At 62.6% G+C, this 12938-nt stretch carries 13 protein-coding genes; 4 read left to right on the forward strand and 9 right to left on the reverse strand.

The window, feature by feature from the left end:
• Positions 1 to 170 precede the first annotated feature (170 nt).
• The gene (locus tag ACP7CJ_RS07805; RefSeq protein ID WP_276198005.1) at positions 171 to 983 is read left to right on the forward strand and encodes an HDOD domain-containing protein; all 813 of its coding nucleotides are present in this window, start codon (positions 171 to 173) and stop codon (positions 981 to 983) included.
• A gap of 21 nt (positions 984 to 1004) precedes the next feature.
• Positions 1005 to 1817, forward strand: a complete 813-nt coding sequence (gene mutM / locus ACP7CJ_RS07810; protein WP_426099962.1) for a bifunctional DNA-formamidopyrimidine glycosylase/DNA-(apurinic or apyrimidinic site) lyase — start codon at positions 1005 to 1007, stop codon at positions 1815 to 1817.
• 138 nt (positions 1818 to 1955) lie between these two features.
• Here the strand turns inward: mutM and ACP7CJ_RS07815 are convergent, their stop codons facing one another.
• From ACP7CJ_RS07815 to ACP7CJ_RS07835, 5 genes are all read right to left on the reverse strand, one after another.
• Positions 1956 to 2207: a YfhL family 4Fe-4S dicluster ferredoxin gene (locus ACP7CJ_RS07815; RefSeq protein ID WP_247403809.1), complete on the reverse strand. Its 252-nt coding sequence runs from the start codon at positions 2205 to 2207 to the stop codon at positions 1956 to 1958.
• Between the two features lie 103 nt (positions 2208 to 2310).
• Positions 2311 to 2790, reverse strand: coding sequence for a pantetheine-phosphate adenylyltransferase (gene coaD / locus ACP7CJ_RS07820; protein ID WP_022641651.1), 480 nt, complete (start codon positions 2788 to 2790; stop codon positions 2311 to 2313).
• A 103-nt stretch (positions 2791 to 2893) separates the two neighbouring features.
• On the reverse strand, positions 2894 to 4489 hold the full coding sequence (locus tag ACP7CJ_RS07825; RefSeq protein WP_426099963.1) for a GMC family oxidoreductase N-terminal domain-containing protein: 1596 nt from the start codon (positions 4487 to 4489) through the stop codon (positions 2894 to 2896).
• 35 nt (positions 4490 to 4524) lie between these two features.
• Positions 4525 to 5070: a twin-arginine translocation pathway signal protein gene (locus ACP7CJ_RS07830; protein WP_426099964.1), complete on the reverse strand. Its 546-nt coding sequence runs from the start codon at positions 5068 to 5070 to the stop codon at positions 4525 to 4527.
• Positions 5071 to 5098: 28 nt separating this feature from the next.
• Positions 5099 to 6526 (reverse strand): coniferyl aldehyde dehydrogenase, encoded by a 1428-nt coding sequence (locus tag ACP7CJ_RS07835; protein ID WP_426099965.1) that lies wholly within the window; start codon positions 6524 to 6526, stop codon positions 5099 to 5101.
• Positions 6527 to 6672: 146 nt separating this feature from the next.
• Here ACP7CJ_RS07835 and ACP7CJ_RS07840 point away from each other — a divergent pair, with 146 nt between their 5' ends.
• Both ACP7CJ_RS07840 and ACP7CJ_RS07845 read left to right on the forward strand, forming a co-directional pair.
• Complete coding sequence (locus ACP7CJ_RS07840; RefSeq protein ID WP_276195308.1) at positions 6673 to 7344, forward strand: TetR/AcrR family transcriptional regulator; 672 nt, start codon at positions 6673 to 6675, stop codon at positions 7342 to 7344.
• 33 nt (positions 7345 to 7377) lie between these two features.
• Positions 7378 to 8232 carry a sulfurtransferase gene (locus tag ACP7CJ_RS07845; protein WP_426099966.1) on the forward strand — a complete coding sequence of 285 codons (855 nt, stop codon included), beginning with the start codon at positions 7378 to 7380 and terminating at the stop codon, positions 8230 to 8232.
• Positions 8233 to 8259: 27 nt separating this feature from the next.
• Here the strand turns inward: ACP7CJ_RS07845 and ACP7CJ_RS07850 are convergent, their stop codons facing one another.
• From ACP7CJ_RS07850 to ACP7CJ_RS07865, 4 genes are all read right to left on the reverse strand, one after another.
• Positions 8260 to 9255: a hydrolase gene (locus ACP7CJ_RS07850; RefSeq protein WP_426099967.1), complete on the reverse strand. Its 996-nt coding sequence runs from the start codon at positions 9253 to 9255 to the stop codon at positions 8260 to 8262.
• 142 nt (positions 9256 to 9397) lie between these two features.
• Positions 9398 to 10015: a 16S rRNA (guanine(966)-N(2))-methyltransferase RsmD gene (gene rsmD, locus ACP7CJ_RS07855; RefSeq protein ID WP_247400266.1), complete on the reverse strand. Its 618-nt coding sequence runs from the start codon at positions 10013 to 10015 to the stop codon at positions 9398 to 9400.
• Positions 10015 to 11502 carry a M16 family metallopeptidase gene (locus tag ACP7CJ_RS07860; protein ID WP_426099968.1) on the reverse strand — a complete coding sequence of 496 codons (1488 nt, stop codon included), beginning with the start codon at positions 11500 to 11502 and terminating at the stop codon, positions 10015 to 10017. Before ACP7CJ_RS07860 ends, rsmD begins: the two co-directional genes overlap by 1 nt.
• A complete protein-coding gene (locus ACP7CJ_RS07865; protein ID WP_276195304.1) occupies positions 11495 to 12850 on the reverse strand; it encodes a M16 family metallopeptidase in 1356 nt (451 codons plus the stop codon). The genes ACP7CJ_RS07860 and ACP7CJ_RS07865 overlap by 8 nt, the downstream gene beginning before the upstream one ends.
• Between the last annotated feature and the right edge of the window lie 88 nt (positions 12851 to 12938).

The following is a 12938-nucleotide window of genomic DNA, read 5'->3' on the forward strand; positions in this document are numbered from 1 at the left end:
GGCGTGCTGTGCCGAGGTCGCAGCGTCCATTTGATGGGAGTGCCATTGGTTTTTTTGAGGTGTCGGTCAGCTTCCCATCAGGGTTAGAATCCCCGCCTAGCCCGGAGTGTGTACTTATGTCCCAAGAACTTTCCGCCGAACAGATCCAGCAGGCCCTGCAAGGCATCAGCGTGCCGCCACAGCCGCAAATCATGGTGGATTTGCAGATGGAACAGTACATGCCCGACCCGGACCTGGAAGTGATCGCGCGATTGATTTCCCAGGACCCGGGCCTGTCCGGCGCGCTGTTGAAGATCGTCAACTCGTCGTATTACGGCCTGAGCAACAAGATCGCCTCGATCCAGCGTGCGGTGAACCTATTGGGCAGCCGCTCGATCATCAACCTGATCAATGCCCTGTCGATCAAAGGCGAGATGAGCGACGACACCATTGTCACCCTCAACCGCTTCTGGGACACCGCCCAGGATGTGGCCATGACCTGCCTGACCCTGGCCAAGCGCACAGGCGCCCAGGCGGTAGACGAAGCCTATGCCCTGGGGCTGTTCCACGATTGCGGTGTACCGCTGATGCTCAAGCGTTTCCCCAATTACATGGCGGTGCTCGAAGAGGCCTACGCCAATGCCGGCGCCGACTGCCGTGTGGTCGACACCGAAAACAATGCGTTCAACACTAACCATGCGGTGGTCGGCTATTACACCGCCAAGTCCTGGCGCCTGCCGGAGCATGTGACCGACGCCATCGCCAACCATCACAACGCCCTGGCGATTTTCAGCGATGAGTCGCCGCGCAATCCGCAACTCAAGAACCTGCTGGCGATCCTGAAAATGGCCGAGCATATCTGCTCGTCATACCGGGTGCTGGGCAACCAGGCGGTTGACCATGAGTGGGATGCGATTGGCCATCTGGTGCTGGACTACGTGGGCCTGTCGGATTACGACTTCCAAAGCATGAAGTTGTCGATCCGCGAACTGGGCACGCACTGACCCTTTTCTCACGAGGTACACATGCCCGAGTTACCAGAAGTCGAAACCACTCGGCGCGGGATTGCACCGCACCTGGAAGGCCAGCGGGTCAGCCGCGTCGTGGTGCGTGAGCGGCGCCTGCGCTGGCCGATCCCGGAAGACCTCGACGTGCGCCTGTCCGGGCAGCGCATCGTGCTGGTGGAGCGGCGGGCCAAGTACCTGTTGATCAATGCCGAAGTGGGCACCCTGATCAGTCACCTGGGTATGTCGGGCAACCTGCGCCTGGTGGAAGTCGGCCTGCCGGCGGCCAAGCACGAGCATGTGGACATCGAGTTGGAGTCGGGCCTAGCCCTGCGCTACACCGACCCTCGGCGTTTCGGCGCGATGCTCTGGAGCCTGGACCCGCACAACCACGAATTGCTGATTCGCCTGGGGCCGGAGCCGTTGACCGAGCTGTTCGATGGCGAGCGCCTGTTCAAACTGTCCCGTGGGCGTTCGATGGCGGTGAAGCCGTTTATCATGGACAACGCGGTGGTGGTGGGCGTGGGCAATATCTACGCGACGGAAGCGCTGTTCGCGGCGGGGATCGATCCGCGCCGCGAGGCCGGTGGCATTTCACGCGGGCGCTATTTGAAGCTGGCGATCGAGATCAAGCGCATTCTGGCGGCCGCCATCGAACGCGGTGGCACCACGTTGCGCGACTTCATTGGCGGCGATGGGCAGCCGGGGTATTTCCAGCAGGAGCTGTTCGTCTACGGCCGAGGGGGCGAGGCGTGCAAGGTCTGCGGGACCGAGTTGCGCAGTGTGGTGCTGGGGCAGCGGGCGAGTGTGTTTTGCCCGAAGTGTCAGAGCTGACTGTTGTGTGATTGCTGATATCGCCATCGGGGGCAAGTCGAATCGTCGCACCGCCCCTCCCACACTTTGATGTGTGAATACCTTTCAAATGTGGGAGGGGGCTTGCCCCCGATGAGGCCCTGACAGGCGCCAACAGACTCAAGCCTTACCGGTAATCTTGCGGTACTTCACCATCAACTGCTCTTGCGTTTCCGGATGCGCTTCATCCAGTGGAATGCAATCGACCGGGCACACCTGCTGGCACTGCGGTTCGTCGTAGTGGCCGACGCACTGGGTGCAGAGGTTGGGGTCGATCACGTAGATCTCTTCGCCTTGGGAAATCGCGGCGTTCGGGCACTCGGGCTCGCAGACGTCGCAGTTGATGCAATCGTCGGTGATGATCAGGGACATGGAAACTCCTGCCAGGGCAGTCAGCCAAGGCATCTGAAAAACTAATGCGCGCAATTGTGCCGCATTGACGCCCGCAGTGCGAGCGGGCGCCGATTGAGCGGTCTTACTTCTTGAAGCGCAGGGTCAGCGCCTCGGCGACGGCCGGGTGCACGAACTTGGTGATATCCCCGCCCAATGCCGCGATTTCACGGACCAACGTCGAGGAAATGAACGAATAACGTTCCGACGGCGTGAGGAACAGGCTTTCCACGTCCGGCGCCAGTTGGCGGTTCATGTTGGCCAGTTGGAATTCGTATTCGAAGTCCGACACCGCGCGCAGGCCACGCAGGAATACATTGGCGTTCTGCTCTTTGGCGAAATGCGCCAGCAGCGTCGAGAAACCCACCACTTCTACGTTGGGCAGGTGCTTGGTGACCTCACGCGCCAGCTCCACGCGCTGTTCCAGGGGAAACAGCGGGTTTTTCTTGGGGCTGGCCGCGACCGCGATGATCACATGGTCGAACAAGCGCGAGGCGCGTTCGACCAGATCGCCATGGCCTTTGGTAATCGGGTCGAAGGTACCTGGGTACAACACTCGGTTCATCGCGTCGTCCTGGCGGAGTCCGTTGGGGAACCGGATGGTATCGCAGCCATCCCGGTCGGCCAAGTCGACTTATGCGAATAGGCACGCGAAATACCTGGTTTTTTCATGCTGTTTTCAGACGTTCGGCCAATGCGCTCGCCAGTTGCGCGGTCAATCCGTACACCGACAATTGCGGGTTGGCGCCAATGCTGGTGGGGAACAGCGAACCATCATGAATCGACAGATTGCGCAGTTGATGATGGCGGCCGAGGCTGTCGGCCACGGCGTTTTTCGGCTCTTCGCCCATGGCGCAGCCGCCCATCACGTGGGCACTGCCCAGGCAGGTACGGTGTAATTCCAGGTTGAGGCCGTCTATCAGGCTGCGCGCTTCGGCCAGGGTCTTCACGTAGCGCGCATCGTGATGCAGCGGCTTGACCGACTTGGCGCCCGCCGCGAACTGGATCTCGGCCATGCTGTGGAACGCGCGGCGCAGGCCGTCCCAGGCGTAAGGCGAAACCTGATAATCGAGCACCGGCGTGCCGTCGCCGCGCAATTCCACGCTGCCGCCCGGGCTGTCGGGGTGGAATCCGTCGCGCAGCAGGGCGAGCATCGCGTGGGTATTGGGCAACTGGCTCATGTCCAGGGCGTTTTGTGTGCCGTAGCCGCCGAGCAGCGTACTCGCGAGCGCCGGGTGCAGCGGCGGTGCCTCCAGCTTGTACGACATTCTGCCGGTGGTGCCGTCCTGCCATTGGAAGTGATCGGAATAGATCGACTGCGGCGCGCCATAGAACGGGTTGATCACCTCGTCGAACAGCGCTGCGGAGAAATTCACCAAATGCAAAAAGGTGCGCTTGCCCAGCCGCGAATGCGGGTCGGGGGCGTCCGAGCGCATCAGCAGCGCCGGGCTGTTGATGCCGCCACCGGCCAGCACATAGTGTTTGGCCTTGACCGTGATGGTGCGCCCGGTAGGGGCGACGCAGCGTTCGTCCATCGCCACGCATTCCAGGCTGCTGATGCGGTCGCCGCTGTATTTCAGGCGTTCGGCGCGGGCCAGGTACAACAACTCGCCGCCTTTCTCCAGGGTGGCGGGGATGGTGGTCACCAGCATCGACTGCTTGGCGTTGACCGGGCAACCCATGCCGCAGTAGCCCAGGTTGAAGCAGCCGCGCACGTTGCGCGGGATCACATGCCAGCTGTAGCCCAACTGTTCGCAGCCTTTGCGGATCACGTCGTTGTTGGCGTTGGGTGGCATGGCCCAGGGGGCAATGCCCAGGCGCTGTTCCATTTTTTCGAACCACGGCGCCATGTTGGCGCTGCTGTGGCCCTTGACCGCATACTCGCTGGCCCAGTGGCTGAGGGTCGCGTCCGGGGTGCGGAAGCTGGAGGTCCAGTTGATCAGCGTGGTGCCGCCCACCGCCCGGCCCTGCAGGATGGTGATGGCGCCGTCCTTGCTCATGCGGCCGATGCCTTCCTGGTACAGGCTGGCGTAGGCCTCGTCTTCGAGCAGCTTGAAATCGCTGCTGGTCTTGAGCGGGCCTTCTTCGATCAGCAGCACTTTGTAGCCAGCGGCGCTGAGGATTTCGGCGGTGGTGCCGCCGCCGGCGCCGCTGCCGATGATCGCTACGTCGGCTTCCAGCGTCAGGTCGCGGTCGAGGGCGGCGCCGTTGTGGGTTTTCCAGCCACGGGCCAGGCCGTCGCGGAACAGATCGGGTACGGGCATCAGGGTCGTCTCTTGTTTTTATTGGGGGGGGCGAATCAGATCTTCGGTGGCCCGGGGTAGCCGCAATGGGCCCAGGACGCCGGCCGGAAGTACCAGGCCATGATCACCAGCTTGAGCAGCGAGCCCTGGCCCATGCGCAGCAGGTTCAGGTAGCTGTTTTCCCAGCGGTGCAGGAAGTTGCGGATTTGTTCAGCGCTGGCGTTTTCCCAACTGCCCCAGATCCCGGTCAGTGGGCCGCGGGTGATGCCCATGCCCAGCACGTCGAACAGTTGCTGGGTGAGCTTGAACATCTCCGGCGACAGGTGCTGCAGGCTGTAGTCGAGTTTTTTCAGGGTGTCTTCAATCCCGCTGGTGACTTCCTGGGCGCTGGCCACGCCTTCCAGCAACACCGGGATCACCGCGCGCAGAAATGGCAGATCGCTAGCCCGCAGCAAAGCAAAGCCGCTGGCCGGGGTGCTGCTGGAGCAGCCGCTGAGGCTGGCGCCCAGCCCGGCGGTGGCCAGGAAGGCGCTGGCGCACAGGCCGATTTTCAAGACGCCGCGCCGCGACAGCGCAGGTGAATCAGTCAGGCTTGGGTTCATTGTTATCGTTATCCCGAGGGTGGCGGTATCAGCGGATAAACAGCTTCTGGATCAACTTCTGGATTGCTTTGCCGTAGGGCGGGTAGATCAACTTCGCGGCGTTCAGGCGTTGCTTGACCAGCACGCCCTTGGCCTTGCTGAACGTGAGGAACCCTTCATGGCCGTGGTAGTGGCCCATGCCCGACGGGCCGATCCCGCCGAAGGGCATGTCGTCCTGGGCCACGTGCAGCAGCGTGTCGTTCAGGCATACGCCGCCGGAGTGGGTTTCGTGGAGCACGCGGTTCTGTTCGCGCTTGTTGTAGCCGAAGTAGTACAGGGCCAGTGGGCGAGGCCGCTGGTTGATGTAGGCAAAGGCTTGATCGATGCCGCGATAAGGCACGATCGGCAGCACCGGGCCGAAGATTTCGTCCTGCATCACCGTCATTTCGTCGCTGACATTCAACAGCAGGCTGTGGGCCATGCGGCGTGCCTGGCCCTGGTCGTACAGGGGGATCAGGGTGGCGCCCTTGTCGGTGGCGTCTTTCACGTAGGCATTGAGTCGGGCCAGTTGCCGCTCGTTGATGATGGCGGTGTAGTCCGGGTTGTCGGCCAGCGTCGGGTAAAACCCGCGAAGCGCTTTGCTGTAGGCCTCGACGAAACCCTCGACGCGATCCTCCGGCACCAGCACGTAGTCCGGCGCCACACAGGTTTGCCCGGCGTTCAAGGCTTTGCCGAAGGCGATGCGTTCGGCGGCGTCCTTGAGGGGCACATCGGCGGAAACGATAGCTGGCGATTTGCCGCCGAGCTCCAGGGTGACCGGGGTCAGATGTTCGGCGGCCGCGCGCATCACATGTTTACCGACGCTGGTGGCGCCGGTGAACAGCAGGTGGTCGAAGCGTAGGCTGGAAAACGCGATACCGACTTCGGCCTCGCCCAGCACCACGCACACCAGGTCTTCAGGGAAAACCTTCGCCAGCAGGGTCTTGAGCAGTTCGCCGGTGGCCGGGGTCGACTCGCTGAGCTTGAGCATCACCCGATTGCCGGCGGCCAACGCGCCCACCAGCGGCCCGATGGCCAGGTACAGTGGATAGTTCCAGGGCACGATCACCCCGACCACGCCCAGCGGTTGATAGATGACTTTGGCCGAGGCTGGCTGGAAGGCAATGCCTACAGCGCGGCGGGAAGGTTTCATCCAGCCCTTGAGGTGTTTGCTCGCATAGTGAATGCCATGCAGGCTGGGCATCAGTTCGGCGAACAGGGTTTCGTCGGCGCTGCGGTGGCTGAAGTCCTGGCTGATCGCGTTGATCAGCGCCTGGCGTTCGTCGCTGAGCACTTCGCGCAAGGCCTTGAGCCATTGTTGGCGCTGCGCGGCCGGCGGCATCGGGTTGGCGGCATAGGCGCGGCGTTGGGCGTCGAACAGGCTCTGGAGTTGATCCAGTGTCTGGGAATTTTGCAGGTAGGCAACGTTGGCAGACATGGTGCAATTCCAGATTGTTATTGGTCTGCCTGAATTTTTAGAGTCATTGCTCTAAATTGTCAAATAACATTGCAGCAACAACTGGATTTATCCCGACAAGGTTAGGCCGTAAGATGGTAGATCACGTGTACAGAAGCTGATCCCCTATGGCACCACGAGTAAAGACCAGCGAGCGCATTGTGCAAACCAGCCTGGAGCTTTTTAACCAGCAGGGCGAGCGCAGTGTGAGTACCAACCATATCGCCGCCCATATGGAAATTTCGCCGGGCAACCTGTACTACCACTTCCCCAACAAGCAGGCGATCATCGCCATGCTGTTTCGCGAATACGAAGCCTTGGTCGACAGTTTCCTGCGCCCGCCCCAAGGTCGCGCCATGGTGGTGGATGACAAGCGCTTCTACCTGCAGGCTGTCCTGGCTGGCATGTGGCGCTACCGTTTCCTGCACCGTGACCTCGAACACCTGCTGGAGAGCGACCCGGAATTGTCCACCGGCTACCGGCGGTTTTCCCAGCGTTGCCTGATTCAGGGTGGCGCCATCTACCAAGGCTTTGTCGATGCCGGCATTCTCACTATGGACCCGGTGCAAACCGAGGCGCTGACTCTCAATGCCTGGATCATCCTCACCTCCTGGGTGCGGTTTTTGTGTACCACCAATGAAAAATCCACGCATTTGAGCGCCGAAGCGATCAAGCGCGGGGTGTATCAGGTGCTGGTGCTGGAGGCGGGGTTTGTCACGCCGCAGGCAAAAAAAGAGGTGGATGCACTGTTCAAAGAGTTTTACGTGCCGTTGAACCAGGCACTGGAAGAAGTGAAGTAGGACCTTTCCCGAATCTGTTCACAGGAGTCCGTCATGCCGCTTGCCCAACTGATCAGCCCCCAGCAACTGGCCGAGCGCCAACAGCGCGGCGCTCTGGTGCTACTTGACTGCCGCTTTGCCCTGGAAGATCCGGACTACGGCCTGTGCAGCTATGCCGAAGGGCATATCGAGGGCGCGCAATATGCCGACCTGGAGCGTCATCTCAGCGGGCCGGTGACCAAGGGTGTGACCGGGCGTCACCCGTTGCCGCAGGCGCAGGCGTTGGCCGAGCAACTGCGTGTCTGGGGCGTGAACGCCGATACCGATGTGGTGCTCTACGACGACGGCCCCGGTGCCTTTGCTGCCCGCGCTTGGTGGTTGCTGGCCTGGCTGGGCAAGCGCGACGGCGTGTTTATCCTGGACGGTGGCCTGAAGGCCTGGCATTCAGCCGGTTTCCCGTTAAGCCTGGATGCGCCGTTGATCGAGCGCGGCACCTTGGTCGGCGCGCCGGACAATCGCCTGCTGCTGGATGCCGAGCAGTTGCAAAAACGCCTGGGCCAACCGGGCCTGACCCTGATCGACGCCCGCGCCCAGCCGCGCTTTCGCGGCGATGTCGAGCCTATCGATCCGATTGCTGGCCACATTCCCGGTGCGCAATGTGCGGCGTTCACCGAAAACCTCGGCAGCGACGGGCGTTTTTTGCCGGCCGAGCAGCTCAAGCAGCGCTTCGCCGCCCAGTTGCAAGGCCGTTCGCCGGATGAATTGGTGGCGTATTGCGGTTCGGGCGTGACGGCGTGCCATAACCTGTTCGCCCTGAGCCTGGCGGGTTACCCGTTGGGCACGTTGTATGCGGGGTCGTGGAGTGAGTGGATTACCGATCCGGCGCGGGAAATCGCGACGGGCGACTAAGTTGTCCTGCGCATAAACCCACATGGTTTAACGGGGTTGTGTCAGCAACCATTGCGGAATCCGCCGCTCCAGGTAGTAACCGGGGCGCTTCAGGGAGCCATCGACAAACCCCACATGCCCACCCTTGGCCAGCAATTCGAACTCGGTGCAATCCGACAATTCGCTGGCTTCGGGCAGGCTATGGGTGAACACAAACGGGTCATCGGCCGCGTGGATGATCAGGGTCGGCGTGCGGATATCGCCCAGGTAGTAACGGCTCGACGCGCGGCGGTAATAGTCTTCGGCACTCAGGAAACCATGCAGCGGCGCGGTGACCCGGCCGTCGAAGTCCCAGAACGTGCGCATCTTCTCCAGAGACCCGAGTGACGCCAGGGTTTTAAGCCCTTCAGCACGACCATCCTGTAAAAAGCGGCTTTGTTTGACGCGGATATACGCGACCATCTCGCGCATGAAGTGCTTCTGATACACCCGCGAAAAGCCCAGGCCGATGCGATCGGCGCACTGATCCAGGCGAAACGGCACCGACACCGCCGCCGCACCTTGCAGCCCCGAATTCGCGCCGGTTTCGCCCAAATGCTTGAGCAGCACATTGCCGCCGAGGGAATAACCCACCGCATACAACGGCGCCAACGGCCGCTTGGCGCGCAGATGCGCAATCGCTGCCGCCAAATCTTCGCTGGCGCCCGAGTGGTAGCTGCGCGCCAACAGGTTTGGCTCCCCCGAGCAACCGCGCCAGTTCAAGGCCGCACTGGCCCAACCTTGGGCGGCGAGGACTTTTTGCAGGCCGGCCACGTAAGGCGAATTGGACGAGCCGGTCAGCCCATGCAGCACCAGTACCAGCGGCGCAAGTGCGTCATGGGGGCCATGCCAGTCGAGGTCGAGAAAGTCGCCGTCGTCCAGCCATAGGCGTTCGCGTTGCCGTTCGAGGTGCGTCGTGGGGCGCCACAGCGGGCCCCACAGCGTTTGCAGGTGTGGATTGCCGAGGCCGAAGGCGGGTTTGAACAGGTCTGAAGAAGGGGTCATGACACTCTCTGTAGCACGCGGACTCACTGTGGCGAGCGAGCTTGCTCGCGTTGGGCTGCGCAGCAGCCCCATGAAGAACGCCGCATTTATTCAGTCAGAACACTATTTCAGCCCGGCGCGAGCAAGCCCGCTCGCCACAGGTTTAGACCGCGGGCTGTACCGAGCGCTGCCACAGCGCGTAATACACCCGCCCGGATTTCTGTTCCCGGTGCAGGCGCCAGCTCCCGGGCAGGCCCAGGCTGGACGGCGCGCTCTCGCTTTCGGTGTAGATCCACGCGTCCGGCGCCAGCCATTGGCGCTCTTCGAGCAACGCGCACACGGTCGGCAACAGGTTCTGGTTGAACGGAGGATCGAGGAACACCACGTCGTATTCGCTGGCGGCCTGGGTTTCCAGGTAGCGCAGCGCGTCGGCGGTCTGGACCTGGCCGTTGGTGCAGCGCAGGGTGCCCAGGTGTTCCTTGAGGCTGGACACCGCCACGTTGCTGGCATCCAGCGCCTGTGCCTGGGCCGCGCCACGGGACAAGGCCTCCAGGAACAGCGCGCCGCTGCCGGCAAACGGGTCGAGTACCTTGGCCCCGGCGATGTACGGCGCCAGCCAGTTGAACAGGGTTTCGCGCACGCGATCCGGCGTTGGGCGCAGGCCCACGACGTCGGGGAAGCTGAGCTTGCGGCTGCCCCATTCACCGCCAATGATGCGCAGTTGGCCCACACCGTTATGCACGTTGTGGACAGGTTTTTTCGGGCGAGATGAACTGGCCATTAATGCTCCGGAACCCCGAGCGGCTGCTCGGCAGGTTTATCAGTGGGGGGCGGTAGTGGCTTTTGCGCAGTCGTCGGGCCGGCGGTCACGATGACCATCTTGTCGGCGCTCAGGTGTTTATTCAAAGCCGCTTTGACCTGCTCTACGGTCAGGGCCTGGGATTGTTTCATGAAATCTTCCAGATAGCTCAGCGGCAGGTTGTAGAAACCCATGGCGCCCAGTTGCCCGACGATATCGGCGTTGCTTGCGGTGGACAGCGGGAAGCTGCCGCTGAGCTCGCGCTTGGCGTCATCCAGCTCCTTTTGTGTCGGGCCGGTCTTGAGATAGTCAGCCAGCACCTCTTCCACCAGGCGCAGGGTGCCGCCGCTCATTTCCGCGCGGGTCTGCAGGTTGATCATGAACGGGCCGCGCACCTGCATCGGTGAGAATCCGGAGTAGACGCCGTAGGTCAGGCCGCGCTTTTCGCGCACTTCACTCATTAAGCGGGTGCCGAAGCCACCGCCGCCGAGGATCTGGTTGCCCAGGGACAGGGCGGCGTAGTCCGGGTCGGCGCGATCGATGCCCAGTTGGGCGAACAGCAGGTGCGTCTGCTTGGATGGGAACTCGATATGGCTCAAACCGGCCTTGGGCTCGGTCGGCTGGGCGATCTTCGCCAGCGCCGGGCCTTTGGGCAGTGATGCAGAAACCTTGGCGGTCATGGCTTCGGCCTCGGCGCGAGTCAGGTCGCCCACCACGGCAATCACTGCGTTACCTGCGGCATAGGCCTTGGCGTGGAATGCCTGCAACTGCGCCTGGGTGATCTTCGGGACGCTCTCGGCCGTGCCTTCGCTCGGGTGAGCATACGGGTGGTCGCCGTACAGGCGCTTGAACAGCTCCAGGCTCGCCAGTTTGCCGGGGTTCTGCTTCTGGTACTCAAAGCCGGCGAGGATCTGGTTCTTGATGCGCGCCAGGGAGTCGGCGGGGAAAGTCGGTTTGCCGATCACCTGGTCAAACAGCGCCAGGGCGGCGTCGCGCTTGTCGCTGTCGCTCAGGCTGCGCAGGGAGACCAGCGCCATGTCGCGGTAAGCGCCATTGCCAAAGTCCGCGCCGAGGCCTTCAAAACCGCTGGCGATCTGGCTCACATTCTTGCCTGGCACGCCTTCGTTGAGCATGGCGTTGGTCATCAGCGCCACGCCCGGGACGTCGCCGTCCTGGCTGCTGCCGGCGGCGAACAGGATGCGCATGTCGAACATCGGCAATTCGTGGGCTTCGACGAACAGCACCTTGGCGCCTTCGGCGGTGTTCCAGGTTTGCACGTCGAGCTTGCGGTTGGTCGGCGCCTTGCCGTCCAGCTCCGCCAGGGATTGCAGTGTGTTGGCCGACTGGGCTTTTTCCAGGGCCGGGCTGGCGACGGATTCGCTTGGGCGCAGGAAATACACGGCGCTCGCCGCGATCAAGGTGACGGCGATCAGGCCGGGCAGGATCAGGCTGCGTTTGCGATCACTCATGAGCGGTCTCCTCAGGCAGGACATGGGCGACGCTGAGACGTTCGCGGGTGAAGTAAGTACGTGCGGCCTTCTGGATATCGTCCGGGGTCACGCTTTGCAGGTCGGCCAGTTCGGTGTCCATCAGTTTCCAGGACAGGCCGACGGTTTCCAGGGAGCCTATGGCGGTGGCCTGGCTGGTAATGGAGTCACGCTGGTAGACCAAGCCGGCGATGACCTGAGCGCGGATACGCTCCAGCTCTTCGGCGGTCGGCGGCTTGCCTTTGAGTTCTTCCAGCAGGCGCCACAGGCCCGCTTCGGCTTGGGCGATGGTCTTTTTCTTCTGTTGGTTGGGCGTGGCGCTCAGGGTGAACAGGCTGTCACCGCGGGTGTAGGCGTCGTAGTGGGTGGAGGCGGCGGATACCAGCTCTTCACCCCGTTCCAACTGTTCCGAAATACGTGCGCTGTAGCCGCCATCGAGCAGGGCCGAGATCAGGCGCAGGGCTTGTACCGAGCGTTTGTCTGTCGCGGTGGCCAGGCCGGGCACGTTGAAGCCCAGGATCACGCTCGGCAGTTGGGTTTGCACATGCAGGGTCAGCAAGCGCTCGCCGGGCTCGGCCAGTTCCAGCGGGATCTTGGCCGGCGGTACATCACGCTTGGGGATTGGGCCGAAGTAGCGCTGGGCCAGGTTCTTCACCTCGTCCGGGGTCACGTCGCCGACCACTACCAGGGTGGCGTTATTCGGCACATACCAGGACTGGTACCAGTGGCGCAGCTCTTCGACCTTCATGCGGTCCAGGTCGGCCATCCAGCCGATGGTCGGCGTGTGGTAGCCGCTGGCCGGGAACGCCATGGCCTTGAAGCGCTCGAAGGCCTTGGACATCGGGCTGTCGTCGGTGCGCAGGCGGCGTTCTTCCTTGATCACCTCGATCTCGCGGCTGAACTCGTCGGCCGGCAGGCGCAGGCTGGCCATGCGGTCGGCTTCGAGTTCGAAGGCGACACCCAGGCGGTCACGCGCCAGCACCTGGTAATAGGCGGTGTAGTCGTCGCTGGTGAAGGCGTTCTCTTCGGCGCCCAGGTCGCGCAGGATCAGCGAGGCTTCGCCGGGGCCGACCTTGGCGCTGCCCTTGAACATCATATGTTCCAGGGCGTGGGACAAACCGGTCTGGCCCGGGGTTTCGTAGCTCGAACCGACTTTGTACCAGACCTGGGAAACCACCACCGGCGCGCGATGATCTTCGCGCACGACCACTTTGAGGCCGTTATCCAGGGTGAATTCATGGGTGGGTTGTGGGTCGGCAGCCAAGGCTGAGAGGGGCAGACAAACTGTGCTGAGCAGCAGGCCTGCGGCGCGGCGGGCTAGAGCATTCATTCGTTTTTAAACCTGTTGGGCTGCCCGCTTGGTCTTAGCGTCGGCGGGCGAGGAGGTGCTAGGATACTGATCCGATTTGGGGACGGCC

Origin of the sequence: Pseudomonas sp. PSPC3-2 (assembly GCF_049897085.1) — a bacterium.
In the GTDB taxonomy this organism is placed as follows: domain Bacteria; phylum Pseudomonadota; class Gammaproteobacteria; order Pseudomonadales; family Pseudomonadaceae; genus Aquipseudomonas; species Aquipseudomonas paraveronii.